Genomic DNA, 26,497 nt, shown 5'->3' with positions numbered 1-26,497 from the left:
AAAAGTCAAGAAAGAAGAAAATAAATTCTTCCCCATGACTAAATTACTAATCATTGAATATAATTAACCCTGATTTTGTCCAGAATTTTGTACAGACTCAATCAGAGAACGCACTTGTTGAGTTCCTTGGGAAGGTTCAAAAGAAAGGGGAAATTTACCCCTGACAAGCATTCGTAACCCCAAAGGTGCAATACTAAGTAATCCCTGAAGATCCCGAAAATAATTACCAACTACTTGGAGTCCAAATTGACGTTCATCAATCCAACCACCCTGTTTTACTAAGTCTACTAAAACTTGACGGTGACGAATTGAACGACTATCATTTTTCTGTTTACGCTCCAGAATTTCCTGTTTAATTTTGGTGATTTGCTCCAAGGGAGCAACTTCCATGGGACAAACCGAATCACAGTAAAGACAACGAGTACAACCCCACACTCCTTGAATTCCCGCGCTATAGTTTTCTAATCGTTGTTCTGTATTGCTATCACGGGAATCTGCCACCATGCGGTATGCTTTAGCCAGAGCATGAGGACCGACAAAATCAGAATTGACTTCAACAGCATTACATTCAGAATAACAAGCTCCACACATAATACAATTGCCCGTTTGATCCAGGAGCGATCTTTCTTGTGGTGTTTGTAAAAACTCCCTTTCAGGAACTTGTCTACCGGCCGTACTTACATAAGGAGCAACGGTCTCTAAATTATGCCAAAAATTGCTCATATCCACAACTAAATCTTTAATTACAGGCATATTCCCCAAAGGTGCTACTGTAATTTCTGGAGTAGTTTGAGACTGATTGTGAGATGATGAGATTTTTTCCAGTCTGGCCAGTTCACCCCTTACATTTTCCTTACAAGCCAAAGCAGAACGGCCATTAATCCTCACAGCACAACTACCACAAATTGTATTGCGACAATTTTTGCGAAATGCTAGAGTCCCATCTTGTTCCCACTTAATTTGATTCAGACAATCCAGGATAGTATTACCTGGTTCTACCTGCAAAAGGTAGGATTTGAAAACAGGGTGAGAATTTTCTTGTTGTCGAGCAATCTTAAAAATAACTTCCATAATGATCAGTCCAAATCTTGGGTTCAAATTTTCTCTCTTCTCTGATATATCTCAAAAACCATCAGCACAGGTAAGGACGAAGTATGCAGCATGAAGTATAAAAATCGTTTTCTTTGATGCTGAAGTTAACCATAGGCTTTACTGCTTCACCATTGATCCTTTACACTTAATAGGAATTTCGTCAAGCCCTAGTTATCAAAATTCTACATCTTTAAATATATAGAAGTGTTACAACCAGTGAAAATATTTGCTAGTGGCTATCAAATCCCCCATAGATGTGGTAAATTTATTATTCCCCTAGACAGACGTAGATAATCTTATGAGAGCTGGGAATTTAACGGTGATCAACAGCGAGGATTTTCTCCCCCGCTTTTTGTCTTTGACCACTGATAGCTGCTGTGGCCAATCCTTAGAAATTCCCTGGCATTAACTCACTCTCTCAATCCCAGCCAATCTGAATCAGATTAACTTTTATAAAAGTCCTGAGATTATCCTCTTGACAGCATCAACCACAGCGAAAATCTCTACTGCTTTTTACCCGCTCAACTTCAGGGATTTAGATCAAAATTTAGTGGCAATATAAATTTAAAATTCCCAAAATATTTTGCTATTATTATTTCATGCTACTATTTAATAGGAAATTACGAACTCACAAAATCAGGAACAATAACCGCATAAGCACGGCTAAAACTTCTGTGGTTTTCTCGCAATCTAGAGACTAGAAAAATCATGTCTCTACTGGTAGAATCAAAGGGTGTATGTTCGTTAGACCACATACAAATACTATGCTGTCTTCAGCTAAAAACGAGAATTAGGTGTAAGCCCATAACTCCAAAGCGGTAAAAGTCAGCATTAAATGTGAAAAACCTGTAATTTATTGGCTCTACAACTTTTTTGGAGTAGAACTAACCTGATTTGTAAAGGTGGCTGGAAGTTACACCGCACTCAGCAGCCCAAAGAGAAAATAATTTAATTTCTGATGGCCAATCATGGTTAAAATCGCGGTAAAATTACTGGAATTAATGTCTGTGGCAGCCATGAATTAAACTGCTATTATAGTTATCTATAATAGACTATTTTAGTGCTTCCATATCAGCAGAAATTCATCCATCACCCTTCTATCTATCTGCTTCTGAAATCTGGTCTTTAGCTAAAAAGCTCAATACTAAATTCAGAGAAAATTTTTCCATGGCTAAGGCCAGACTACCCTATCAGTTTGAAGAGATTAAGGACAATTAGAGCATAATGACTGAAACTGCAACTGCCCCATTAACTGGAAAAACACTACTAGCGAAAGTTAAAGAACTTTCAACTTTACCGCGTCGGGAAAGAGCAAAACAGTGTGGTTACTACACCGTTACTAAAAATAGCCAAGTTCGCGTTAATCTCACAGATTTTTATGATGCTTTACTGTCAGCTAGAGGCATTCCCCTTAGCCCAGAAGCACCTAAAGATGGCCGTGGACGTGAACCGACATACCGGGTGAGTGTACACCAAAATGGTCAAATCGTGATTGGCGCAACCTACACTAAAGCTATGGGTTTAAAGCCCGGTGATGAATTTGAAATTAGACTAGGTTACAAACACATTCACTTGATTCAGTTAAGCGAAAGTGAGAAACAATTAGTCCAGTCTGATGATGATGCTGATGCTGATGAATCAGACGCAGAAGAATAATTCTTTCACTGATTAAATATCAATTTCAGGTCAATACTAACGAATTTATCCCTAAAGCTACAGCTACTACTTAGCTGTAGTTAAATAATTTCAGTGGCATAAGACATAAAAAACAATTTGGACTCTTCCATGATTGACAAATTCTGGTAGAGTCTTGATTATTAATCAAGAAATATATTTTTGCGGGAAGTTAGCCGTGTTTTTTATGTCTATTCTACTGTCATTTTTAGAATCATCGGCCAATATTTTGCTGGAGTTGCTTAAACATACACCAGTATTTTTGGTCATAGCTTTTTTTATGATCTGGGTAGGTTGTTGGTTGCCATTAGTAGCAATTTTAGCCATTACCTGGAATTGGCAAATACACAAATCTTTGCAACCAGAGCAAAAAGTTCCTTTATTGGTGTCTCTTTACTTATTAGTCCCCCTAATTCTGTGGGGATTTCAATGGTTGAACTTGGGTTCTTTTTCTGATTATGGATTAGTAGGGAAAATAGAAATTTTCCGTTCTTTATTACTTGGTTTTAGCTTGGGTGTTTTCATTTTAGCTATAGTATTCTTTGGTCAAATCTGTCTGGGTTGGTGCTATTTAGAAAAACCTAATATCAAGTTAATACAATCTAGTTTCCTGACAATTTTCTTAGTGGCTTGGTTTGTAGGAGGAATAGAAGAACTTGTATTTCGGGGATTTTTATTGAGCAAATTAGAGCAGAATTATTCAATTTGGTTAGCGGCAATTATTTCTAGCTTAGTTTTTGCCATTTTACATTTGGTATGGGAACAAAAAGAAACTATTCCTCAACTTCCTGGACTATGGTTAATGGGCATGGTATTAGTATTGGCTAGATTAGCTGATGGCCAGAATTTAGGAATAGCATGGGGACTTCATGCTGGTTGGGTATGGGCTATTGCTACCATAGATACAGCAAAATTAATTACTTATACGGATAAAGTTTCTGAATGGGTGACAGGTAAAAATAAAAAACCCTTAGCGGGATTAACAGGAATTATGTCCATTTTGGCAACAGGGGCAGCACTGTTATTGATATCTGTGATAGCTAACTAACAATCTCTTTGGTGCGCCTACTCCCAAAGCAGGTAAAATTCTCATGTTCTACTAGCAACTGACGTTGTATGGTAAGTTAGTGAAACGATCGAGTTAATTTATATAGTTTCCTTTTGCCGTCAAAGCAAGTTATATTGCCTAACAGCACATTTGAATCAAAATGTAAATCAACAGTTATGATGACAGTTCTCATTGTTGAAGACAGTGTCTCCCAAAGAATGATAATCACAAACCTCCTCAAAGCTAGTGGTTTAACAGTCACCCAAGCCGCAGACGGAGTAGAGGCTTTACAGGTGATTCAAAACACACCTCCCGATTTAGTTGTTTTGGATATTTTTATGCCCCGCATGAATGGCTATGAACTCTGCCGATGCTTAAAATCCGATCCTAAAACCGAAAATATTCCTGTGCTGATGTGTTCTTTTAAAAGTACAGAATTTGACCGCTATTGGGGGATGAAGCAAGGGGCAGATGCCTACATAGGTAAACCCTTTAAAGAAACTGAATTGGTGGGAACAGTCAAACAACTCTTGCGAGGATAAGGATAAAAGCAATATGGTTAGCAACTCGGAGTTTTTAACTGACCCTGGGCAAGATCAATTCTCTCCCCAATTACAACTAGAAAATCCTCCAGGACATGGTGACGAGATAGGATTATTATGTGAGCTACATTTGCGGTTTTATCTACCTTCAGGTCAGGAGTTTGCATTTCCAGCCACGGGAATCCGGGAAGTAATTGAACTTAGTCCAGATCGGATTACACAAATTCCTAATACATCCCCCTTACTCTTAGGTACGCTAAATTTACGGGGGCGTTTGATTTGGGTCGCTGATTTGGGGCAATTTCTGGGTGAAACAATCCCATTAAACACAGATTGCTCAGAAATACCCATAATTGTCATTGAAGATCAAGACACGTTACTAGGCTTAGGAGTCGCAGAACTTTCTGGAATAGACTGGCTGGATATAAGGCATCTGAAGCCACTCAATCATGTACCAGATCATCAGGCTGAGTTTTTGCGTGGTGCTTATGTATTTGATACAGAAAAAGAAAAGAAGTATTTGCAACTATTAGATCAAGTAACAATTTTACGAAGTGCGCGGTGGTCAGAATAAACTTGGGAGAGAGGCAATGGCAAAACCTACAGATGATCAAGATCCAACTTATAATCAGGACAAAACAGTATATCAACAACAGGTTTCTCAAGACGATGTTACAGAGGCTTTATCTTATGAACCGTTGATAAGTGAAGAGGAATCTGGCGATATTTGTGAACTTAATTCCTTTGCAGAATATGAACCACCCCTAGATTCGCTGGAAAATCCGTTTCTTGCTGGTGATGAAATAATTGATACAATTATTGGCGAATTAGACAGCAATTTTGTGGAGCGACCGGCGGCTAAGAGTGATGATCCCTTTGTCTTAATTCCAGAAGATATCACAAGTAATCCGATATCAGATCATAGTAATTTAGCTAATGAAAGTTCAATAATGAGTGATGGTGATGACAGCTATTCACCTTTTTTGGAAGACTTTAACCCCAGCCAAAAAGATAACTCCAAAGGGGTTTCCTTTACCAACAATTATATAGTACCAAAACAGGAGTTTAATCTTAACTACATGACTACGCCACGCAGGCTATCATCAGAAAAAAATAACGATAATAAATTTGATTTAGAAGCGTTTGTAGCCGCTTTCGATGGGGAAAATCAAGCAAACATGACTGGCAAAATATTGATTTCTGGCGGAGATATTCATAATGATAGAGAGGTTTTAAACGACCTTGATGAATTTGACAATCTCGGTGATATACCAGTATTTGAATTTATTGAAGATGATAGTCATGAACTCATGGGAATGCTGTCAGAATCCCTAGATAGTTCTGAAAATGTTTTAAATATTGATGAGTCATTTGCTCATGAAAGAATCTATAATGATCAAGAATTATTGACGATTAGTGCAGCTCAAGAAGTGATTCCCGTTTATATCACCCCATCAGAAGTTGCCAAAATAGAAACCAATGTAGGTCTTGAAAAAAGTTTATTTGGATGCTTTGAAAATGCTTCTTTAGAGAAAAAACAATGGTGGATAGCTGGAACTGTAGGCGTTGTATCAGTTATGGCTGTAGTGATTGTTAGTGCCTTGGCGAACTTCACAACACCTGTGAAACAACGGGAATCAATTAGAAATACAAACTGGTTAATGCCTTTATTAATTCCTCTAACCGCAGGAGCTACAGGTGCAGTTACCGCCTGGTTTATGACTAATTTCATGGTCAAAAAAATTAGCCGCAGCACGAAGGATTTACAAAGTCAGTTTAATGCTATAGGTGAAGGTAATCTCAATGTGGCAGCCACAGTCTATTCAAAAGATGAATTAGGGCAGTTAGCCACTGATTTTAATAATATGGTGCAGTCTATGGTCGCAAAAACACAAGACAATGCTCGTCTTGCTATTGAACAAAAAGAAACTAAAGAAAATCTGCAAAGTCAAGTAATTCGCCTTCTAGATGAGGTAGAAGGGGCAGCCAAGGGAGATTTGACAGTGCGAGCCGAAGTGACAGCCGAAGGACTGGGAGCGGTAGCTGATGCCTTTAATCTGATCATTCAAAATCTTCAAAATATTGTGCAACAGGTAAAAGTGTCAGCACACGATGTCACAAAAGCTGCCAGCACCTCAGAAACCTTTGTGAGAAACTTATCTATGGAGGCCTTAAGACAAGCAGAAGAATTAGCTGTGGCGTTGAATTCCGTACAGGCAATGAACAATTCCATCCAACGGGTAGCAGAAGCAGCAAGAGAGGCCGAAATTGTAGCCTGTGAAGCAAGTAAAATCGCCCAAAGAGGAGGAGAAGTAGTAGAAAATACTGTGGTAGGGATTTTGGAACTGCGGCAAACAGTGGCGGAAACTAGCCGAAAAGTGAAAAGACTCGGAGAATCATCCCAAGAAATCAACTCTATCGTGGCTCTAGTTAGTCAGATTGCTTCCCGCACCAACTTACTCGCGCTCAATGCCAGTATTGAAGCAGCAAGAGCGGGAGAAGCAGGACGAGGGTTTGCAATTGTAGCTGATGAAGTTCGTCAGTTAGCAGATAAATCAGCCAAGTCCTTGCGGGAAATTGAACAGATTGTCATGCAAATTCAAGGTGAAACTAGCTCGGTGATGATGGCTATGGAAGAGGGAACACAACAGGTAATTCACCAAACTAGATTAGCCGAAGAGTCCAAGCGATCGCTAGATAATATCATTCAAGTGGCAAATCACATTGATATGTTGGTACGCTCAATTACTAATGATACTGGAGAACAAAGGGAAACTTCTCGCGGTGTAGCACAAGTAATGCAATCTGTAGAGCGAACAGCCCAGGAAACTTCTCAAGAAGCACAGCGGTCTGCTCAAGCTTTGCAATATTTAGTGGGAGTATCCCGCAACTTGATTATCTCTGTGGAACGCTTCCGAGTGGAATCTAACCCAGAATCAGGTGAGACTTGACGATGGTATCAGTACCGCAAGTCAAAGAGAATGATTTGTTTATTTAAGACAATGACTATGCAGCAAGAAGAACAAGAAATTTTAGGTTACTTTCTCGAAGATGCCAGAGAACAGCTAAATACCATTGAACAAAGATTACTGAATCTGGAAATTACCCTAAGAAATTCGGAAATGATGAATGAAGTCTTCCGCGCAGCCCATTCCATCAAAGGTGCTGCATCTATGTTAGGTCTCAGCAGTATTCAGCACACATCCCACTGTCTGGAGGATTGGTTCAGGATTCTTCAAGAACATCCTGTTAAAATAGACCTGAATTTAGAGTCTTTACTACTGGATATCTGTGACAGATTAAAAACCCTGATAGATAATCTTAGTCATCCGGTTGGTTTATCAGAGCAAGAATCAGAAGTTTTGATGTCAAAATGGCTGAATAAACATAGAAAAAAACTGGAGTCATTACAATTTATTGATCATGATCATCGTCAGGTGGGAATTTATGAGTTAAATAGCTTTGCTGATTTATTTGAAACTGATATATACGCTTTAGATGATAATTGGCAAGAAGAAGAAATATTAAAAGATATCACTAACTATCAACTACTAATTACTGATAATGAAATTGAGGATAATCATCAGGATTTAAGTGATTTACTCCTCTTAGAAGATGAAGAAATGAGTAGAAAAAATGAAGATAATGCACCGCAGATTAGCTCAAAGCCACTAGTAATTGGTGAATCTGCTGTAGTCGAGTCGGAAAATCCTTTTTCTTTATTGAGACCAGAAGATGAGTTTAGTGAGTCGGAAAATTTGTTAACACAGTCCGATTTATCCCCAAGGAGTAGGTATCAAAAATTATCGGGTAGCAATGCAACATCACGGAAAACTGCTACTAGCAAAATCCCAGGTGATAGAACTCGTGAGACAATGGGAGAATTGGAAACCATAAAAGTTCCCGTTAAACAACTGGATGATATAAGCAACTTGGTCGGGGAGTTGGTGGTAAATCGCAACACCCTAGAGCAGGATCATGAACGTCTAAGACAGTCAGTGGATACCCTGCTGGCTGAGGTACAGCATCTTTCAGAGGCGGGAATAAGAATGCAGGAATACTACGAGGGATCGCTTCTGAAAACATCTCTCCTATCCAGTCGTCGCGCTAGAGAACATAATATCGCCTCTAATTCTCGTTATCGCTCCCGTGACAATGGTGATCATGTCGGGTTTAGCGAAATCGAAATGGACCAGTTTACGCCTTTCCATGTTCTAGCCCAAGAAATGATTGAGTTTATCGTCGGAGTTCGGGAGTCAGCCAGTGATATTGAATTTGTTACTGAAAAAATAGAACAGGTAACCCGACAGTTGGGACAAGCAACCAGTAGACTACAAGAAAGACTAACAAAAGCACGGATGGTTCCATTTAGTCAAGTGATTGATCGCTTGCGACCAGGAGTGCGGGATAATGCTATTAAGTATGGCAAACAAGTGGAGTTGGTAACGGAAGGAGTCCATACTTTGATTGATAAGATGATTTTAGATCATCTTACATATCCTTTGACTCATATCCTCAATAATGCGATCGCCCATGGAATTGAAACCCCTCAAGTGCGCCAAGCTGTTGGTAAATCAGCTACAGGAATCATTAGCATTCGCGCCCTACAGGAGGTAAACCAAACCGTTATTTCTGTAAGTGATGATGGTGTTGGTATTGATCATCAAGAAGTTAAAAATCAGGCCATCAAAAAAGGTTTTATTACGTTTGAACAGGCAAAAACGATGTCTCGTTTTGATATCTATAAGCTTTTATTCCTCCCCTGCTTTAGTACCGCCGATGGGGTAGATGATATCAAAGGTAGGGGTGTGGGTCTGAATGTCGTTGAAAATGATATTAGCCAGATTCGTGGTAGAGTTACCACTGACTCCACACCAGGTAGAGGAACTACCTTTACCATTTTTCTCCCACAGACTCTGAGTATTTGTAGAGCTTTATTATGCGCCTGTGATAGATTTAAAATTGCTTTCCCAATAGATGGTGTGGAGGATACTCTAAATATCCCCGCCAATTCCCAAAAAATCCAACAAGATATTAATGAAGAATCATTTATTGTCTGGCGAGGTATCAAACTTCCTGTCAAACCCCTCAAAGACATCTTAGTTTTTAATCGTCAGTTTGGTTCTGGTGAAGCATTAATCATGAACAGAAATAATGACATGATTTCCGTACTCGTTGTCCGCTCAGGTAATACGATGCTTGGTTTACAGATTGACCAGGTTTTGGGTGAACAGGAAATTGTCATTAAGCAATTTGAAGGACCAATATCTAAACCTATTGGTCTAGCAGGTGCCACAGTTCTTGGTGATGGGATGATTATGCCCATTGCTGACGTGGGAGAAATCATTGATCTCTCCCAAGGTAAGACATCTAAATTTTGGCAAAGCCCAGCTTCTCCTACTGTTGACCAAAAAAATGGGACACAAGCCCCGTCCTTCTAAGTTTGGAAGATTTGAATGTGTCGGGCATGGTTAAAAATCGCCGACTTGCTAGGGCGATTAGCCTTCAGGGATAGAGAGAATTTCGGATGTGATGGTACTATTAATCACTTAAATGTTGCCATGCTCACCTCTCGCGGTGCTGATAAACATAGAAAAATGGCGATACAACTCGGCGCTAGTGGCTACTTTACTAACTAATTGGTAAGACTCTATAGCTGCCAAAAATTTTCAAGATTTCTGTATAATTTTGTAATTCCCCTAAAGCAGATTTCATCATCACTGCATTTACATCCGCTTCTATGTCCAAATAAAATAAATATTCCCCCAGAGAACGTTTTGTAGGCCGCGATTCAATGCGACTCAGATTAATGCCTAAACTGGCAAATACTTCTAGTGCTTTCACTAATGCACCTGGTACATTAGCTGGTACGCTAAAAGCTAAGGATGTATGTGTACAATCAATAGTATTATTTTCCTCTGTGCTAACTACCCAAAACCGAGTACAATTTTCTGGATAATCATTAATCCCCTGGGCAAGAATAGGTAAATTATACAGTTGTGCCGCACGACTAGAGGAAATTGCCGCTGTTGTTAGTTCTGCTTCTAATCTCTGTAGCGCTTCCGTCGTCGAATTACTAGCAATCAAGTTGACATTTGGCAAAAACTGTGATAACCACCCTTGACATTGAGCTAAAGCTTGAGGATGAGAATAAACAGTTTTAATATTATCTAAGCTAGTGGATCTGGAAACTAATGTATGTTGGATGGGTAAAACTAAAGCTAATTGAATTTTTAAATTATCTAATTGCCATAAGCTATCTAGTGTCATGTTGACACTTCCTTCAATGGAGTTTTCCACCGGGACAACAGCTATTTCTGCAATTCTTTTGATTACCGCTTGTAATGATTGAGCTATAGTAGGATAGGGACATAGTTCAAAACTTTGTTGAGCGGTAATACCCTCATAAGTTTGCAACCAATTGAGATAAAAAAAGGCAGCTTGTTCAGCATAAGTACCCGGTGGACCTAAATGTGCAATTTTTAGATTCATACTTTTAAATTTGACGATTTTGACTGATAATTAATTAAACAGATGGTTGAATTTGCTTATGGTTACCAAGTTTACTGCCTCTGAGTCCGTTGAAATTTCCGTCCCTAAGCATTCTATTCCTATTGGTCACTACCTCCGTCAGCCTCAACGGTTGGTGAATACCTTGGCTGATAATACCAGAATTCAGCAGTTGTCGGAGGAAGTGTTTCGGTTGAAAATGCGTCCTCTGTCTTTTATGTCACTGAGTATTCAGCCAACGGTAGATATGAGAGTTTGGGCAGATGCAAGCGGAACGATTTATTTGCGATCGCTCGGTTGTGAAATTATGGGTTTCGAGTATATTAACGAAAGGTTTGATCTGAATTTAAAAGGTTATTTATCGCCAGTTGAACTCAGTAGTGGTACTTACCTGCAAGGGAAAGCAGATTTAGAAGTTTTAATCGCCATACCCCAACCATTTTCCCTGACACCCAAATCAATTTTAGAAGCTACAGGTAATGGATTGCTCAAAAGTGTGTTGTTAACTATTAAGCAAAGATTATTACATCATCTTCTATCAGATTATCGCCATTGGTGCAACCAAGCCACAAAAGACTTAGGGACTGATCACCACACTACTGATAGCGGCAGCGTGGTGCAAGCCTTATGAACAATTTTGAACCTCACAAGTAGTTTAGTGCTGAATTTGGCAAGGGCGAAAAGATTGACGATGTAAAGGTGAAGGTCCATATTGTTGGAGTGCTAGTAAATGACGCTGGCTTCCGTAACCTTTATTCCTTTCTAGATCATACCAAGGGTATTTCAATGCCAAACGCTGTAGCAAATCATCACGCCAAACCTTGGCCATGATACTAGCTGCGGCAATATTCAGCGAACGCTCATCACCTTTGACGATACTTACTTGTGGTATTGGTAAATTCTTTACCAACTGATTACCATCAATTAAACACAGTGCAGGTTTTACCCGCAACTTGACTATAGCACGCCGCATTGCTAATAAAGTTGCCTGTAAAATATTCAACTCATCTATTTCCGCCGTTGTCGCATAACCGATTCTCCAGTCTAAAGCCAGAGTCGTAATTTTTTCAGCCAGCTTAGTTCTGCGGGAACTAGACAACTTTTTGCTGTCATTAATATTCTCTACCATTAGAATTGATAAAGCTTCTACTGGTAATATAACCGCTGCTGCAACCACCGGACCGAATAAAGCACCTCGTCCTACCTCATCAACACCTAAAACCGCACCCTGAATATCCGAGTAGCTAGAAAACTCTAACCAACTCGAATTATTCCCGGCTGCTGGTTTGATTTCTTGCATAAAAAAGTCAAAACGTAATTTTTGTGATTTTTGTGATTTTTGTGATTTTTGTGATTTTTGTGATTTTTGTCTGTTAAGAGTTCCCTCAAATCATAGTCCAATTACAAAGGCCGATTTCAAGCAGAACACAATCTAAAATCCTTTTAGGGTATTGACTTCAATCTTGGCTAAAACCATCTGCATCTATGGCTGATGAACGACGACGACGGCGACGATTAGGCACGGAAGTGAAAGTGTTAGAAGAGTCAGTTTCAGATTCAGTTTCCCCGGGAATTATTGTCAATTCTGGGACGATAGTTAATGAAGATTCAATTTCCGGCTCAAGGGTTTGTTGGGTTGGTACTTTCTTATGTGCAGGAATGACTGTATGCCTGAAGCTATCAGAATTTTCCGTTTCACTAATAATTGGTTGAGTTGGTTGAGTTGGTTGAGTTGGTTGAGTTGGTTGAGTTGGTTGAGTTGGTTGAGTTGGTTGAGTTATTTCAGTTAGTTCAGTTAGTTCAGTTAGTTCAGTTGGTAATTCTCCTGGTTGAACAACATTAATAATCACCGATCTAGAACTTTTCCCCTCACGATCTAACTTGAGTAAAGGAGAAATTCCCATTTCAGCATAAGTATCTTGTTCTTTTGCTGACATTTCCACAGTGATAATCTCCGGTGGTTCTACTTTAATCGGTTCTAGTTTGACTTTTACCCGTTCTGGCCTTTCTGTCCAACCAGATTTATTAATAGTAGGTGAAGAGATTTCTGGTATTGGTAGTTCAACCTCTTCCAAGTCTAAATCTGAATCATTAACAAAAGCTAGGGGAGTTAGCCCAGATCGGGGTTCATCTTTACCATTAGCTGGATTGACACCCGTTCTGGGGCGACGGGTACGGGTACGGCGCTTGCTATCATTTAATTCCTGGTAACTAGGATGATTGATCAGATGCAGGGGACTAAATTCTGGTTCACCTTCAAATCCTTCCCCAAAGCCATCGTAAGTATCTCGTGGTATAGCGGCAGTCATGCTACCGATATCAGGTATGCGAGTAGCTAAACGTGGTTCTTTTGGCGGCATACTTCCAAACCGTTCTGGTATATCTGTGGACGGAATGGGCAGGCGGTTTTCCGTTTCTCCCGGTAATCTCACAGTATGTCCTAAACCACCGCAAGCGGGACAGGGTTCGCCAAATAATTCATAAATGTTTTGGCCTTGACGCTTGCGAGTTAGTTCAACTAAACCTAATTCGGTCAATTGGGCAATTTGTGGACGGGCTTTATCAGCTTTGAGAGCTTTGTTAAAGTGTTCTAACACTTGCATTTGATCGCGTCGGGATTCCATATCAATGAAATCAACCACAATCACACCCGCAATATTCCGCAAACGTAACTGACGGGCAATTTCCGCAGCAGCTTCACAGTTTGTCCATAACACTGTTTCTCTAGCGGTTGCAGAACGGGTGAAAGAACCAGAGTTAACATCTACTACGGTTAAAGCTTCCGTAGGTTGGATGATAATATAACCACCTGATGGCAAATCTACCCTTGGTCTGAGGGCTTCACGGACAGCGGCATTAATGCGGAAATATTCTAAAATCGGAGAGCGATCGCGGTGATGATCAATCAGCAATCCCTGGGGCGTTTGTCCACCACTCCAGTTTTGTAAATATTGTTTCACCCGTTTTAATCCCGTGCTGGAATCAACAACAATGCGATTCACATCACTACCATACATATCCCTGAGTACGCGCTGAATAAAGTCATCATCACGATTCAGTAGAGCCGGCGCGCGGGAGGTTACTGCTTCTTGTTGAACAATTTCCCACTGCTTTTGCAGCACTTCTAAATCTTCAATAATTGCTTCTTCTGGCTTCCCTTCTGCTTCTGTGCGTACTAGCAAACCCATCCCTGCTGGTTTCACCAAAATTGCCAAAGCTCTGAGACGGTTACGCTCACTTTCACTCTTAATGCGTCTCGATAAATTTACACCCCGTCCATAGGGCATTAACACCACATAACGGCCAGGTAAGGTAATGTTCCCTGTCAACCTGGGACCTTTTGAGCCTGTTGGCTCTTTCATCACTTGCACTAAGGTTTTTTGCTGTGGTGTCAACAGTTCTGTAATTGCTGCTGCACTTCGTTTCAGCCTCAATGGACCTAAATCAGTGACGTGAATAAAACCGTTGCGCTCCGGGTCGCCGATATTGACAAAAGCCGCATCTATCCCAGGTAATACGTTTTCTACTACACCTAAATAGATATCACCAATTTGGTGATGACCAGTAGCTACAACGAGTTCTTGTATTTGATCTTCAGAAAATACAGCAGCGATTTGATGCTGCTCCGCGATGATAATTTGTTTTGGCATTCAATTTCCTCAAAAACTGGCAGCACTGGTGGGAATCACCAGAAAGTTCTCTGTTATCCCCCTTCTACAGTCACTGCTACAAGGTGCTACTAGTAATAAAAACTTCCAATTTGCAGCTCTGCTTTAGTTTGGAGAGCTAATCATACTGTGATGGGGTTTACACACCAGATCACTCCTGAACAGAATATAGTTTAAGAACTTGAATCAACCTTCCTTGGCCGATTTACCATACTATACGCTGCTATTTAAACTTTGGATATCCGTAGATATCTGTCCCAATGTTAACGTTTCATCAGCTAAAGTTGACTGTACCTAAATGGCAAGCACTTGATCACTTTTTAGAAACTTCCGTTAGACACGGTCTATTACACATTGGTTTGACTGTCTGCTGAGGGAAACAAACCTGCCTTTAGCAATGGATTTGCTATCCGTGTTTACACCAGAAAATCTAGCTAAGTGCAAACAACCCACTGAGTCATCTTGACAAGAATTTTGGCAGCTTTTTAATCTCTGTCATTACTTATGTAGTATATTTTAATACTAGCCGCTCTCGCTTCTGTAGTAATTGCACAAAAGCCCGCAATAAAAGCAAGTCTCATTTAAGGGATAGAATCTATCAATGAATCGAGAAGCTAACAAAAGCTATTGTTAGTCATCAATTCACAAGGTAGCTAAAGAGAGAGTGGTTTGTAATCAGCAGCAGAGTTGATCCGGGATACAATTTTAGAAGTTGCACTCTTATATCTTTGCCTTCGCACCCGTGAGTATCACAGGTAGTGAATCAATTGACATACCTTCTCTTCCTTTCATGAGAGAGGATTCCTTAACGCTTCATTGGGTTGTGCTATCGAAATAGTCTTACCATCCCTCGACGTTCGTTTAAAGTCTCCCAATGCCATAAGGCGACTAAACAAAATTCTACCACAATAATCGCCAATCCGTCCTAGAAGGACGGGGCTTGTATCATAAGTTTTTGGTCACTCAATGCAGCACCAGAAAATTTCTCTTAATCGCCATTCTAACGCAACTTTGCTAAAAATCAATTGCCAAAATAGATATCTGGTGAAAATTAAATGGGATAGGATAATTTCCTTTGTCTAGTGGTAAATTAGACGATAAATTTTCAACTATCCCTAAGAAAGATGTCATTTTTCCCAAAAATAGGTGACAGAGCACAGTAAATAGTTTATTTTGGAAACAAACTCAATACCCGTTCATACCCCTTGTCGTTTATTCCCTATCACCTAACGTTATGATTATTACATTAATAGTAGCTTGGATAGTTTTTATGATTCTGTGGAAATTAATCAAAACTACCATTAAAACCGCCCTGCTCTGTGCCTCTATTGTCATGTTATTATACTTTGGTTTCCATATTACTCCCCAAGATATTTGGCATCAAATCAGCCAGTTTGTTCAAACCTTTTCCCAAACACCAGCAAAGAAGTAAAACTACCAATTACCAATCAATTACCCAATTTTTCGAGAGCCTGAAATCTTTGCTAAAGCATCTTGAAATGCAGGTGGTAACTGACGCATAATTTTACCCTTTTCCCGATCTAAAGCCACTAATGTCACCTGAGCGGTAATATATAAATCCTGGTTATCAGGAGAAACAATAGTATAATCCCAGTTCATACGCACTCCCGTCACCTCATTCATCCGTGTTTTTACTATGACTGGCATCCCCAATTGCACGGAACGATGATAACGAATTGACAACTCCACTACGGGCAAATCACAACCTAAAGCTACTAAATCAGCAAATTCAATGCCGATAGAACGTAAACATTCTACCCGTGCTTCTTCCATCCAAGTTAAATAAGTACCGTGCCAAACAATACCAGCATAGTCAGTGTGATGGGGTTGGGCCCTGACTGGATATTCAAACCAATTTTCAAATGCTACATTGGTAACATTCTCAATAGCACTTGTTGGTGGTAATTGGGGTGGGGTTGTTTCTTGAGACATTTTAATAATTTTTTGATCCTTTTTTGAGCAACAGACTACCAAAAATTGATAAAATTTTGTAAATTGGGAATTTTTCAACTCTATTCCAATTTTACCAGATTGTGAAAACGTTGCATGAAACCTGCATAATTCAGAAAATTTGAGCAATACTGGTACAAGAAGGAAGATAAGCAGAACTTACAAAAATGACGATTCAACCTACGGATAAGACTTTACTTGACTGGACGGGCGATACTTTAGCAATTGGCTTATTTGAAGATGCAGTACAATTAACGGGTGATTTGGCGACTTTAGACCAGAAATTGGCTGGAATCTTCACAGAACTAATTGCTGAAGAAGAATTTACTGGTAAAGTCAATAGTACCATCTTTACGAGAGTAGGCGCGGGTAATTTGGTACGAAAGGTGATTTTAGTTGGCTTAGGTAAACCAGAGGCGCTACAATTAGAAACCCTGGGACGAGTTGCGGCCACAGTTGCACGCACCGCTAAAAAGCAGAAAACTAAAACCCTGGGAGTTAGTTTACCACTATGGAACAATGATCCAGCCGCTACAGCCCAAGCTATTACTCAAGGTATAGAATTAGCACTTTACCAAGATATTCGCTTTAAGTCTGAACCAGAAGATAAAAGCCCCAATATTGAAACTATTGATTTACTGGGTTTAGCAGGACAACAAACAGCTATTACCCGCGCTAATCAAATTGTTTCTGGAGTCATTTTAGCACGGCAGTTAGTAGCAGCCCCAGCTAATGCAGTGACACCGATTACTATGGCCGAAACTGCTGGGGCGATCGCTCACGAATATGGGTTAGAATTAGAGATTCTAGAACAGGCAGAATGTGAAAAATTAGGTATGGGGGCATTTTTAGGAGTAGCCCAGGCTTCCGAATTACCTCCTAAATTCATTCACCTAATTTATAAACCAGCTACCACACCTAGACGCAAGTTGGCTATTATTGGTAAAGGTTTAACTTTCGATTCTGGTGGTTTAAATATTAAGGGTGCTGGTAGCGGTATTGAAACCATGAAAATTGACATGGGTGGTGCTGCGGCTACTCTGGGCGCTGCTAAAGTGATTGGACAATTAAAGCCAGATGTGGAGGTTCACTTTATATCAGCCGTCACCGAAAATATGATTAGCGGTAAGGCTATGCACCCTGGAGACATCTTAACCGCCTCAAATGGCAAAACCATTGAAGTGAATAACACCGATGCTGAAGGGCGTTTAACTTTGGCTGATGCCTTGGTATATGCTGATAAATTGGGTGTAGATGCGATCGTTGATTTAGCTACGCTTACAGGTGCCTGTGTGGTGGCTTTGGGTGAAGATATTGCTGGTTTATTTACACCGGACGATGCTATGGCCTCCCAACTCCAAACAGCCGCAGAAGCAGCTGGTGAGAAAATTTGGCGTTTACCAATGGAAGATAAATATTTTGATGGGCTGAAATCTGGTATTGCCGATATGAAGAATACAGGACCTCGTTATGGCGGTTCTATTACTGCTGCTTTGTTTCTCAAACAGTTTGTTAAGGATACTCCTTGGGCGCATTTAGATATTGCCGGTCCTGTGTGGGCTGATAAGGAAAATGGCTATAACGGTGCAGGGGCGACCGGTTTTGGTGTCAGAACTTTAGTAAATTGGGTGTTAAGTTAAACTTTGATAGCCCTGTATTCCCAGTCTGGAGACTGGGAACGAGAATTCTGGACTATCAACTAGAAATTAATGGCTGATTTTGTAAACTTTCATCTTTCAAGGTTCGGGGGATAGATACAGCTAGTAAAAGCATATTACCTGCCATATAAGAGACTAAAGTAGACCACAATAAATGATTACTATGAAAATACCAGGCAGCAATTACTAGTGGCATGAAACCTACTGCAAAAGATAATAATACTACATTCCGCAAAGTTGCACCTTCTCTTAAACCGATAAAATAACCTTCTAAAACAAAAGTTATACCTGTAACTACGCAAACCGGAAGTAACCAAATCGTATATTGATTAATATCTTGATTAACTTCTGCATGATTAGTTAATAATCCAAATATCTGATTAGGAAATAAGATAGATGTGCCAGCAAACCCTAATGCTATGACTAAACTAGTCAGTCCAGCAACTATCAATAAAGGTATCATTTCTTGGGTATTACCTTTACTTTTAAAATTAGCTGTCATAGTTTGCACTGTTAGTCCGACACCATTAATGGTGAACTGACTTAAAATGGCAATTTGTAACAATAAACCATTTTGTGCTAAGATCGTTGTTCCCATGGTGGCACTTAAATTAGTAAAGATAGAATAGACAGAAATCAATAATATGTAACGGATCAAAATATTACCTTTTAAAGCAACAGTTCCTTGCAAAGCTACCCAATCAAATAATTCCTTAATAGCGGCTGGTACGGTTTGCCAAGGAATAGTAAAAACCATCCATATTAAGCCGACAATTAAGGCTAAATATTGGCTTAATGCTGTTGCTAAACCGGCTCCTGTACTTGCCCAACCCCATTGAAAAATCATTAAGTAATCTAATAATACATTAGAACCATTACCCACAATTGACATTAATAAGACTACCCAATTCATTTCTCTACCTAAAAACCAACCGAATAAAACAAAATTGAGTAGTACAGCCGGTGCAGCCCAAATTCGTGCATAAAAATAATCAACTCCAGCAGCTTCGATATCTGAAGACCCACTTAAAATAAAAAAGCCAATTTTTTGTAAAGGATACTGTAATAAAATAATAATTAAACCCAGGAATAAAGCAATTAAACCGCTACGTAAACCAGCTAAAATTACCTCCTTATTATCATCTTTGCCTACTGCTTGAGCGGTAATGGCATTAGTGCTAGAACGGATAAATTTTAATACTCGATAAAGATAATCAAAGAGAATAGTTGCTAAAATTACTCCTGCTAAATGTCGAATATCTGTTAAATGTCCTAAAAAAGCAATGTCTACCAAACCAGCTAAAGGAATCATCATGTTACTGAGAACGCTGATACTGGTTAATCGGTAAAACCGGCCTAAGAAGTTGTACTTATTGGGAACTGTAAATATCATCTTTGTTCTTTGGAGTGCCGTAATTTTAGTAAAAATAGGTAGAGTTAATGCCTGCTAATAAGTATTTATGCAAACTTATGGATGTCCACAGCTTAATTCTGTCATCAATGCTAACACGATTGTTAATTAATAACTCAAGTTACTAGTTATCTAGTTGGGGCTGGTAATGGGTAATGGGTCATTTCATTGGTGAGTAATTTTCTGTTGTAATTCTGTAAATCCTTTAATCATGGACATCCTGGGCTATCAGACATTTTCCCTAACTAGCAGATGCCCAAGGCTAATTTTAAGCGGGTTGTACCATTAGTTGTTGTTGTGTGCTTACCGTGGGGAGGTTTGATAGGTCACTGGGAGATAAATCTGGTGCTTTGATGCTATCTAGATTTTGATTCTAGGGTTCTGAACCTACTTCCCGATAATTTCTGATGGCTTTTTTGAGAATTTTGCATTTTTAAGTATTACAATCTGATAAAATTTGTAAGGTTTCTATAAGCTCTGAGCAATGGGATCGACAGGTGTAAGAATCGCAATTGACGCGATGGGGGGAGATCATGCACCCGCTGAAATTGTCGCTGGCGCACTGCGGGCGAGAGAAGAATTGGGTGTGAAAATATTATTGGTCGGAGATCCCCAAGGAATTGAGGCTGTAATACCGCCAAAAACTAATATGGCGGACTTGGAGATTGTTCCTGCTAAGGAAGCGATCGCTATGGATGAAGAGCCTCTCAACGCAGTTAGGCGTAAGCGAGAATCTTCTATCAATGTAGCGATGGATTTAGTCAAAAATAAACGAGCAGATGCGGTATTTTCTGCGGGACACTCTGGGGCGGCCATGGCCTCGGCTTTGCTGCGATTAGGAAGATTACCGGGAATAGACCGTCCAGCGATTGCTACAGTATTCCCCACCATCAAAGTCGGTAAACCAGTAATGATACTGGATGTCGGTGCGAATGTAGACTGTCGCCCTAAATTTTTGGAACAGTTTGCAGTCATGGGTTCAATTTACAGTCAGTATGTTTTGGGAACAGAAAACCCCAAAATAGGTTTACTGAATATTGGCGAAGAAGATACCAAGGGTAATGAAGTGGTTTTTCGCGCCCACCAATTGTTAAGGGAAAATACTCAAATTAATTTTACTGGTAATGCAGAAGGACGCGATGTATTATCCGGTGAATTTGATGTGATTGTCTGTGACGGCTTTGTGGGTAATATTTTACTAAAATTTGCCGAAGCAGTCGGAGGTGTAATTCTGCAAATTCTGCGAGAAGAATTACCCCAAGGGCTACATGGTCAAATCGGGACAGCAATTTTAAAACCCAACCTCAAGCGCGTTAAACAGCGCATGGATCACGCTGAACATGGAGGGGCTTTGCTTTTAGGTGTCAGCGGTATTTGTTTTATTGGTCATGGTAGTTCCCAAGCACCATCTATTTTTAGCGCCATTCGCATGGCTAAGGAAGCTGTAGATAATCAGGTGTTAACAAGACTCCAATCCCAATATCAAATTCTGCAAAATGAAAGTAGTTAGTTGGTATTTCTCAACTATGGAAATTATCGCTAACAGCTATTTGTCAATTGTCATCCAATTTTAGATTAGGGATGAAAATCCCTAATTTGATAACTCAAATTGGAATTGTCATTGGTACTCGTTATTAATGCTTACAAACAAGACAATTGACAATTAATCACTGACAATTGACAACTGAGGATATTAAGAAGTGCAAAATTTTTTAGCCAGCGGCATAGCAATTACAGGCAGTGGTTCAGCAGTCCCAGCAACGGTTTTACATAACCAACAATTAACTCAATTGGTGGAAACATCAGATGAGTGGATTACTTCTAGAACAGGTATAAGTCAGCGACGGTTAGCATTACCCGCTGACTCACTCACATTATTAGCCACCGCTGCGAGTCAACAGGCTATTGCAGCAGCAGGAATTACAGCAGCAGACATAGACTTAATTTTACTGGCCACATCTACCCCGGATGACCTATTTGGAACTGCTTGCCGTGTTCAAAGTGAATTAGGTGCTATCAAAGCAGTGGCCTTTGACTTAACTGCTGCTTGTTCCGGTTTTGTCTTCGGTTTGGTAACGGCGGCACAATACATTAAAACAGGTGTTTATCAGAATGTACTCTTGATTGGGGCAGATATCCTCTCTCGCTGGGTAGATTGGCAGGATAGACGCAGTTGTGTATTGTTTGGTGATGGGGCTGGAGCAGTGGTATTACAAGCGAGTAAAAGCGATCGCTTATTAGGATTTTCCCTGAAAAGCGACGGTTCTCAAAACCAATATCTGAATCTGTCCTATCATGGCTCTAGTGTAGAACTGACAGGGGATATTCATGTATCTACGGGCAAATATCAGCCCATGACCATGAATGGAAAAGAAGTTTACCGCTTTGCTGTCCAAAAAGTTCCCGAAGTAATAGATAAAGCCCTATTTGTAGCTAACCTGAGAGTGGAAAATATAGACTGGCTAATATTACATCAAGCAAATCAAAGAATTATTAATTCCGTTGCTGAACGCTTGAATATTCCTGAACATAAAGTTATCAGCAATGTTGCTAACTATGGTAACACCTCTGCCGCCTCTATTCCCCTAGCTTTAGATGAAGCGGTGCGAGAGGGAAAAATCAAAACTAATGATATCATTGCCATCTCTGGTTTTGGGGCTGGACTTTCCTGGGGTGCGGCCATTTTCCAATGGGGAAGATAATTGACAACTGACAACTGACAACTGATTAATAACAAATGACTAAAACTGCATGGGTGTTTCCCGGACAAGGTTCTCAAGCATTGTCCATGGGAGTAGACCTATTAAATCTACCATCTGCCAAAGAAAAATTTATTCAAGCTGAGGCCATTTTGGGCTGGTCTGTGATAGATATCTGTCAAAGCGACATTGACACCTTATCACGGACACTTTATACCCAGCCGAGTTTATATGTCATCGAAAGTATAATTGCTGATATATTGCGAGAGAAAGGACAGCAACCAGACTTAGTTGCAGGTCACAGTTTAGGGGAATATATCGCTCTTTATGTCGCCGGAGTTTTTGAATGGTCTGCTGGTTTATACTTAGTAAAGCGGCGGGCGGAACTGATGGAAAGTGCTGCTGGCGGGATGATGGCCGCACTGGTAAACTTTAATAGAGAGGAGTTGGAAAAAGTTATTAGTGAAACACCTAATGTAGTTTTGGCAAATGATAACAGTCCTACTCAAGTCGTAATTTCTGGCACACCTGAAGCTGTGCAAGCTGTCACGTCTCGAGTCAAAACCAGAAAGGCTATTCCTTTAAAGGTTTCAGGAGCATTTCATTCCCATTTAATGAAAGCAGCAGCAACGGAATTTCAAGAAGTTTTAGACTCAGTGATTTTTCAGTCAGCAACTGTCCCAGTTTTATCTAATGTTGACCCAATTCCAGCCACAGAAGCAAAAACTTTGAAAGAGCGCCTTTCTCAACAAATGACAGGACCTGTGCGTTGGCGAGAAATTTCCTTACAATTCCCAGAAAATGGTGTTGAGAAGGTTGTGGAAATTGGTCCTGGTAACGTTTTAACTGGTTTAATTAAACGGACTACTTCTGGGTTAATTTTGGAAAATATTCGTAATGCTCAGGAGTTGCCTGTTTAGGTTAAACTCATTAAACATCTTGACGCTCTGCGGTCTAAAGACACGCAGATTCTTTAAGACTTGCTGAAAAGGAATAGTTAATTATCCCGCTACACGCTCAAAACAACTACCAGTACGAACTGAACTGTTTTTTATGCACTTACCTTCTTTTCTATGGTTATGGAAAATAGCCGCCTGGTCAATGGGGTTATCTTTGATGGCATACTTGTTTTTAGCAATCACTGGTATTTGGATGTTGCGGGTTAAAACTACTCTCAAAGTCCCCATGGAGATTATATTACCGTGGCATCGTGGTCAAGTGCTATTGCTGCATTATATCATCGGCATCACTATGGTTAGTCTAGTCTTACTCCTGTTAGCAGTTGGTATTGTGGGTACTTTGGGACATTTTGGTTCTTTAGGACATTCTCCACATTTAGGGGCTGGGTTAATAGTGGTGATATTAGTTTTAGTATCTGCTTTTAGCGCCACGCAAATTAGTACGGGCAAGTCTTGGGCTAGACCTTTACATCTTGGTTGTAATCTATTATTATTACCGGGCTTTATTTGGGTATCGCTGAGTGGTTGGACGGTGGTACAAAAGTATTTACCTTAATTAGCTATAGGTTAATTTGGCCTTTTTAATTGTTGACTACCTATCCACCAAGCTAGTCCAGCCATGAATAATACTCCCATAACTCCCTGCAAAGGATTATTATTCACACCAGTTACCCAATCAGGAACTTGTCCCGAATATTGGGTTAATTGTCCAACATTAATGATATAATAGCCCCAAACTAGTCCACCATGTAAACCTATAGGTAAGCCTAAACGTCCCCGTTTCCAACGTTTTCCCCATACCTGGGTTAAACCCAATAGCACTAAGGCCGGAAACTGTGGTAAAGTGTGAATAATTGCCTCTAAGGGTTTAATGAAATGGGTAACAGCAAATAAAATTGCATCTATCCAAAGGGCAGTATTTAATTTATAATCTCTTTGTAGTTCATCTAATAACCAACCCCGGAATAATAGTTCTTCTGCAAAACCTACACCAAAACCAACTAATAAACCTTCTAATATTATTTTCCCTAAAAATGCTTTGGGTTGTTGCCATACTAACCAACCTAGCACAGCTTCTAAACTAAATAAGACTAAAACACTAATTAATCCTATGGTCAACCCTTGGAAGAGTTCTATACCATTAAAGCGTGTAAATTCTAACCCATAACGGCTGAATATTCCTGGTTTTTGATAGACTTTTTTCCCCCAGATATTCAGCAGCAAAATAAACTCGACATATAATATCACAATTGTCAAGATACTTTCTAAATTAGAATCTGGAACTAACCAATAAATTGGTACAGCTAGGGGTAGCCACAACAACAGTAAGGCTAGTATAAAGCAAACCAGCCTTACATAAACCGGGTATTGGGTAAGGTGAGTGAGATTAATTTTCATCCTTATTGACCAATGGCCAATGACCAATGATTATTCATCGGGTTCAATTGTACTAATCAAACCATGGTTTGTGAGTGTTTCACAATAAAATTCCGCGTGTTCTTGAGCGCAACTAATCACCAAAGCTAACCCGTTATGGTGAGCTTCCATCATGATACTAACAGCCTGGGGTTGAGTAATGCTAGTAACGGTAGTCATTAGCACTTGAACTACGTACTCCATGGAATTGTAATCATCATTATGAAGCAAAACGCGATATCGAGGCGCGAGCTGGCGGGATGTAGAACGCTTCTCAATGGTTTCGACTGACACGATTTTTTGCTCTTTTATCCTTGATTTACTAGAATATAGTTACTGTTGAGCAGCTGCTTAACAGTTATTTACCTCTGTATAGACTATCCAATCTGAAGATTGGGGTACGCCGTATTTTTATCTGAAAATACTTGTGGCGTTGCTTACAGATTTTTCACTTTAGCATTATAACACAAATAAAGCGGCTTGGCCTATGGTCCAGGAAAATTCTCCTTTGTTTTCCCATGCTTTCACTCACAACTGGAGTTATCAGGCTATCCCCAGCTAGGAACTAACTGTACCCTACCAGCGTCCATTTCTGCCATCAGTAATTCTAAGGCTTCATAGTCAACATCAGATATATGACCCAGTTTTGTCAGTTCTGAGTTAATCTCATTTTCTATTTCTGGTGTTAATTTTCTGATATGTAGGGCTTTTTCGACCAAGTGACGAATGACGTATCGAGTTTTCATAAGCAATAAACCAGGTAGTTACTAGTCATTATCTTAGATAATGGTTGGTATAAGATGTTTTTTTGTCTTCTCTATCTCCGTGATTTACATGACCACTTAATTCACAAGATTAGTTATTCAATAACTCTGTTTTTTTGTCAACTACACTGGCAAAAAACATGACTGAAAACTACGGAGAAATGTGGCTGAAACTAGGTTTATTTATAGGTTCAACCTTGGTAACTTCTATGGCTACAGATGATTAATCTGCATTCAGAATCTATATGTAGATTGTTTTTTAACTGCTCGAAAAAAAAAGTATATATAAATACATTTTACTACTAACTTATAACAATCTTTAAATAAGGGTCGTAAAATGGTAAGGATTTAGCAAAGATAGATTAAACTTGTCGCCAATTCGGAAAAAAAAGTTTCTCTGCAAATAGAGAGCAAATTTTGACATACTCACCGTCCTAAAGAAGCGGGGAAACACTTGACGCTTCACTGACTGACGCTAACCGAAGTAGTCTTATTCTGTCTCTGCGTCCGTTTAGAGCCGTGGCAATGACCTATCCCGGCTTTATTTATATTTTTAGCAGCATTTTCATCTCGGTCGTGTTCAGTTCCGCAATTTAAACACTTAACCGACCGAATTTTTAAATCAAGTTTGCCCCATTTGTATCCACATTTAGAGCAAATTTGACTTGTTGCTTCCCATCTACTAATAACACGGAAATCTCTATTAAACTTTTCTGCTTTACCTTCGCATAAAGTTCTAAATTGCCTCCACCCTTGTAGACTAATTGACCTGGTAAGTTTGCGATTTTTAACCATACCCGACACATTCAAATCTTCCAAAACAATAACTTGGTTTTCGCTAATAATCTTGGTGGATAGTTTGTGAAGAAAGTATTGGCGAGTATCAGTAATTTGATTGTGCAGTTTGGCAATTTTAATTCGAGTTTTATGACTGCGTTTTGAGTCTTTGGGTTGCCTTGCTAGTTTTTTCTGGAGTTTACGAATCTTCCTGTCTAATTTTGAGTAATCAGGACTTTGGGCTTTTTCTCCATTACTCATTACAGCAAAAGTTTTTATTCCTAAATCAATACCGATACTTTGGTTTT

Annotated in this window: 25 protein-coding genes; 14 read left to right on the top strand and 11 right to left on the bottom strand. The window is 39.7% G+C overall.

Translation table 11 applies throughout. From position 1 onward, the window contains the following. Window positions 1-63: 63 nt before the first annotated feature. Window positions 64-1,071, bottom strand: a complete 1,008-nt coding sequence (locus FFO06_RS14350; RefSeq protein ID WP_137908641.1) for a succinate dehydrogenase/fumarate reductase iron-sulfur subunit — start codon at window positions 1,069-1,071, stop codon at window positions 64-66. Window positions 1,072-1,712: 641 nt separating this feature from the next. After that, window positions 1,713-1,847 (bottom strand): hypothetical protein, encoded by a 135-nt coding sequence (locus FFO06_RS22350; protein WP_265915575.1) that lies wholly within the window; start codon window positions 1,845-1,847, stop codon window positions 1,713-1,715. A 469-nt stretch (window positions 1,848-2,316) separates the two neighbouring features. On the opposite strand from FFO06_RS22350, the gene FFO06_RS14345 reads away from it, so the two are divergent. The 7 genes from FFO06_RS14345 to FFO06_RS14310 all read left to right on the top strand — a co-directional run bounded on the left by FFO06_RS14345 (window position 2,317) and on the right by FFO06_RS14310 (window position 9,995). Continuing rightward, the gene (locus FFO06_RS14345) at window positions 2,317-2,748 is read left to right on the top strand and encodes an AbrB family transcriptional regulator (RefSeq protein ID WP_137908640.1); all 432 of its coding nucleotides are present in this window, start codon (window positions 2,317-2,319) and stop codon (window positions 2,746-2,748) included. A gap of 196 nt (window positions 2,749-2,944) precedes the next feature. Next, complete coding sequence (locus FFO06_RS14340) at window positions 2,945-3,814, top strand: CPBP family intramembrane glutamic endopeptidase (protein ID WP_201275465.1); 870 nt, start codon at window positions 2,945-2,947, stop codon at window positions 3,812-3,814. Window positions 3,815-3,990: 176 nt separating this feature from the next. Beyond that, window positions 3,991-4,356 (top strand): response regulator, encoded by a 366-nt coding sequence (locus FFO06_RS14335; protein ID WP_137908639.1) that lies wholly within the window; start codon window positions 3,991-3,993, stop codon window positions 4,354-4,356. 13 nt (window positions 4,357-4,369) lie between these two features. Further along, complete coding sequence (locus tag FFO06_RS14330; protein ID WP_137908638.1) at window positions 4,370-4,930, top strand: CheW domain-containing protein; 561 nt, start codon at window positions 4,370-4,372, stop codon at window positions 4,928-4,930. A gap of 16 nt (window positions 4,931-4,946) precedes the next feature. Then, the gene (locus FFO06_RS14325; RefSeq protein ID WP_137908637.1) at window positions 4,947-7,307 is read left to right on the top strand and encodes a methyl-accepting chemotaxis protein; all 2,361 of its coding nucleotides are present in this window, start codon (window positions 4,947-4,949) and stop codon (window positions 7,305-7,307) included. 51 nt (window positions 7,308-7,358) lie between these two features. After that, on the top strand, window positions 7,359-9,797 hold the full coding sequence (locus tag FFO06_RS14315; protein WP_370743813.1) for a chemotaxis protein CheA: 2,439 nt from the start codon (window positions 7,359-7,361) through the stop codon (window positions 9,795-9,797). 15 nt (window positions 9,798-9,812) lie between these two features. Beyond that, window positions 9,813-9,995 (top strand): response regulator, encoded by a 183-nt coding sequence (locus tag FFO06_RS14310; protein ID WP_137908636.1) that lies wholly within the window; start codon window positions 9,813-9,815, stop codon window positions 9,993-9,995. Here the strand turns inward: FFO06_RS14310 and pheA are convergent. After that, the gene (gene pheA, locus FFO06_RS14305) at window positions 9,988-10,848 is read right to left on the bottom strand and encodes a prephenate dehydratase (RefSeq protein WP_137908635.1); all 861 of its coding nucleotides are present in this window, start codon (window positions 10,846-10,848) and stop codon (window positions 9,988-9,990) included. The genes FFO06_RS14310 and pheA overlap by 8 nt on opposite strands. Window positions 10,849-10,906: 58 nt before the next feature. On the opposite strand from pheA, the gene FFO06_RS14300 reads away from it, so the two are divergent. Beyond that, window positions 10,907-11,497, top strand: a complete 591-nt coding sequence (locus FFO06_RS14300) for a DUF1997 domain-containing protein (RefSeq protein WP_137908634.1) — start codon at window positions 10,907-10,909, stop codon at window positions 11,495-11,497. Between the two features lie 24 nt (window positions 11,498-11,521). Here the strand turns inward: FFO06_RS14300 and FFO06_RS14295 are convergent, their stop codons facing one another. Then, complete coding sequence (locus tag FFO06_RS14295; protein ID WP_137908633.1) at window positions 11,522-12,166, bottom strand: ribonuclease HII; 645 nt, start codon at window positions 12,164-12,166, stop codon at window positions 11,522-11,524. Between the two features lie 157 nt (window positions 12,167-12,323). Continuing rightward, on the bottom strand, window positions 12,324-14,516 hold the full coding sequence (gene rne / locus FFO06_RS14290; RefSeq protein WP_137908632.1) for a ribonuclease E: 2,193 nt from the start codon (window positions 14,514-14,516) through the stop codon (window positions 12,324-12,326). A gap of 1,252 nt (window positions 14,517-15,768) precedes the next feature. On the opposite strand from rne, the gene FFO06_RS14285 reads away from it, so the two are divergent. Continuing rightward, window positions 15,769-15,966, top strand: coding sequence for a hypothetical protein (locus FFO06_RS14285; protein ID WP_137908631.1), 198 nt, complete (start codon window positions 15,769-15,771; stop codon window positions 15,964-15,966). A 20-nt stretch (window positions 15,967-15,986) separates the two neighbouring features. Here FFO06_RS14285 and FFO06_RS14280 read toward each other — a convergent pair whose 3' ends face one another. Then, the gene (locus FFO06_RS14280; RefSeq protein ID WP_137908630.1) at window positions 15,987-16,487 is read right to left on the bottom strand and encodes an acyl-CoA thioesterase; all 501 of its coding nucleotides are present in this window, start codon (window positions 16,485-16,487) and stop codon (window positions 15,987-15,989) included. A 185-nt stretch (window positions 16,488-16,672) separates the two neighbouring features. Here FFO06_RS14280 and FFO06_RS14275 point away from each other — a divergent pair, with 185 nt between their 5' ends. Next, window positions 16,673-18,145: a leucyl aminopeptidase gene (locus FFO06_RS14275; RefSeq protein ID WP_137908629.1), complete on the top strand. Its 1,473-nt coding sequence runs from the start codon at window positions 16,673-16,675 to the stop codon at window positions 18,143-18,145. A gap of 55 nt (window positions 18,146-18,200) precedes the next feature. On the opposite strand, the gene gntT is transcribed toward FFO06_RS14275, so the two are convergent. Continuing rightward, on the bottom strand, window positions 18,201-19,556 hold the full coding sequence (gene gntT, locus FFO06_RS14270) for a guanitoxin biosynthesis MATE family efflux transporter GntT (protein ID WP_137908628.1): 1,356 nt from the start codon (window positions 19,554-19,556) through the stop codon (window positions 18,201-18,203). Window positions 19,557-20,058: 502 nt separating this feature from the next. On the opposite strand from gntT, the gene plsX reads away from it, so the two are divergent. The 4 genes from plsX to FFO06_RS14250 all read left to right on the top strand — a co-directional run bounded on the left by plsX (window position 20,059) and on the right by FFO06_RS14250 (window position 23,788). Further along, window positions 20,059-21,084 carry a phosphate acyltransferase PlsX gene (plsX, locus tag FFO06_RS14265; protein ID WP_137908627.1) on the top strand — a complete coding sequence of 342 codons (1,026 nt, stop codon included), beginning with the start codon at window positions 20,059-20,061 and terminating at the stop codon, window positions 21,082-21,084. A gap of 190 nt (window positions 21,085-21,274) precedes the next feature. Beyond that, the gene (locus FFO06_RS14260; protein ID WP_137908626.1) at window positions 21,275-22,276 is read left to right on the top strand and encodes a beta-ketoacyl-ACP synthase III; all 1,002 of its coding nucleotides are present in this window, start codon (window positions 21,275-21,277) and stop codon (window positions 22,274-22,276) included. A 35-nt stretch (window positions 22,277-22,311) separates the two neighbouring features. Continuing rightward, window positions 22,312-23,193, top strand: a complete 882-nt coding sequence (gene fabD / locus FFO06_RS14255) for an ACP S-malonyltransferase (protein WP_137908625.1) — start codon at window positions 22,312-22,314, stop codon at window positions 23,191-23,193. 133 nt (window positions 23,194-23,326) lie between these two features. Further along, entirely contained in the window at window positions 23,327-23,788 is a 462-nt protein-coding gene (locus tag FFO06_RS14250; protein WP_137908624.1) for a DUF4079 domain-containing protein, read from the top strand. 11 nt (window positions 23,789-23,799) lie between these two features. Here the strand turns inward: FFO06_RS14250 and FFO06_RS14245 are convergent, their stop codons facing one another. From FFO06_RS14245 to FFO06_RS14230, 4 genes are all read right to left on the bottom strand, one after another. Further along, window positions 23,800-24,630: a CPBP family intramembrane glutamic endopeptidase gene (locus FFO06_RS14245; protein ID WP_137908623.1), complete on the bottom strand. Its 831-nt coding sequence runs from the start codon at window positions 24,628-24,630 to the stop codon at window positions 23,800-23,802. A gap of 30 nt (window positions 24,631-24,660) precedes the next feature. Beyond that, window positions 24,661-24,942, bottom strand: coding sequence for an ATP-dependent Clp protease adapter ClpS (gene clpS, locus FFO06_RS14240; protein WP_137908622.1), 282 nt, complete (start codon window positions 24,940-24,942; stop codon window positions 24,661-24,663). Window positions 24,943-25,196: 254 nt separating this feature from the next. Continuing rightward, entirely contained in the window at window positions 25,197-25,394 is a 198-nt protein-coding gene (locus FFO06_RS14235) for a hypothetical protein (protein WP_137908621.1), read from the bottom strand. Between the two features lie 480 nt (window positions 25,395-25,874). Then, window positions 25,875-26,497, bottom strand: a 623-nt coding sequence (locus FFO06_RS14230; RefSeq protein WP_137908620.1) for an RNA-guided endonuclease InsQ/TnpB family protein, incomplete at its 5' end; no start/stop codon positions are given.

Source organism: Dolichospermum planctonicum (assembly GCF_005402965.1).
GTDB classification, from domain to species: Bacteria; Cyanobacteriota; Cyanobacteriia; order Cyanobacteriales; family Nostocaceae; genus Dolichospermum; species Dolichospermum planctonicum.
This window is presented reverse-complemented; position numbering and strand designations above follow the sequence as displayed.

Excerpts from the sequence above, each read along its gene's own strand:
- FFO06_RS14350 (WP_137908641.1), bottom strand. The coding sequence starts at position 1,071 with ATGGAAGTTATTTTTAAGATTGCTCGACAACAAGAAAATTCTCACCCT.
- FFO06_RS22350 (WP_265915575.1), bottom strand. The coding sequence starts at position 1,847 with ATGTGGTCTAACGAACATACACCCTTTGATTCTACCAGTAGAGACATG.
- FFO06_RS14345 (WP_137908640.1), top strand. The coding sequence starts at position 2,317 with ATGACTGAAACTGCAACTGCCCCATTAACTGGAAAAACACTACTAGCG.
- FFO06_RS14335 (WP_137908639.1), top strand. The coding sequence starts at position 3,991 with ATGATGACAGTTCTCATTGTTGAAGACAGTGTCTCCCAAAGAATGATA.
- FFO06_RS14330 (WP_137908638.1), top strand. The coding sequence starts at position 4,370 with ATGGTTAGCAACTCGGAGTTTTTAACTGACCCTGGGCAAGATCAATTC.
- FFO06_RS14325 (WP_137908637.1), top strand. The coding sequence starts at position 4,947 with ATGGCAAAACCTACAGATGATCAAGATCCAACTTATAATCAGGACAAA.
- FFO06_RS14315 (WP_370743813.1), top strand. The coding sequence starts at position 7,359 with ATGACTATGCAGCAAGAAGAACAAGAAATTTTAGGTTACTTTCTCGAA.
- FFO06_RS14310 (WP_137908636.1), top strand. The coding sequence starts at position 9,813 with ATGTGTCGGGCATGGTTAAAAATCGCCGACTTGCTAGGGCGATTAGCC.
- pheA (WP_137908635.1), bottom strand. The coding sequence starts at position 10,848 with ATGAATCTAAAAATTGCACATTTAGGTCCACCGGGTACTTATGCTGAA.
- FFO06_RS14300 (WP_137908634.1), top strand. The coding sequence starts at position 10,907 with ATGGTTACCAAGTTTACTGCCTCTGAGTCCGTTGAAATTTCCGTCCCT.
- FFO06_RS14295 (WP_137908633.1), bottom strand. The coding sequence starts at position 12,166 with ATGCAAGAAATCAAACCAGCAGCCGGGAATAATTCGAGTTGGTTAGAG.
- rne (WP_137908632.1), bottom strand. The coding sequence starts at position 14,516 with ATGCCAAAACAAATTATCATCGCGGAGCAGCATCAAATCGCTGCTGTA.
- FFO06_RS14285 (WP_137908631.1), top strand. The coding sequence starts at position 15,769 with ATGATTATTACATTAATAGTAGCTTGGATAGTTTTTATGATTCTGTGG.
- FFO06_RS14280 (WP_137908630.1), bottom strand. The coding sequence starts at position 16,487 with ATGTCTCAAGAAACAACCCCACCCCAATTACCACCAACAAGTGCTATT.
- FFO06_RS14275 (WP_137908629.1), top strand. The coding sequence starts at position 16,673 with ATGACGATTCAACCTACGGATAAGACTTTACTTGACTGGACGGGCGAT.
- gntT (WP_137908628.1), bottom strand. The coding sequence starts at position 19,556 with ATGATATTTACAGTTCCCAATAAGTACAACTTCTTAGGCCGGTTTTAC.
- plsX (WP_137908627.1), top strand. The coding sequence starts at position 20,059 with ATGGGATCGACAGGTGTAAGAATCGCAATTGACGCGATGGGGGGAGAT.
- fabD (WP_137908625.1), top strand. The coding sequence starts at position 22,312 with ATGACTAAAACTGCATGGGTGTTTCCCGGACAAGGTTCTCAAGCATTG.
- FFO06_RS14250 (WP_137908624.1), top strand. The coding sequence starts at position 23,327 with ATGCACTTACCTTCTTTTCTATGGTTATGGAAAATAGCCGCCTGGTCA.
- FFO06_RS14245 (WP_137908623.1), bottom strand. The coding sequence starts at position 24,630 with ATGAAAATTAATCTCACTCACCTTACCCAATACCCGGTTTATGTAAGG.
- FFO06_RS14235 (WP_137908621.1), bottom strand. The coding sequence starts at position 25,394 with ATGAAAACTCGATACGTCATTCGTCACTTGGTCGAAAAAGCCCTACAT.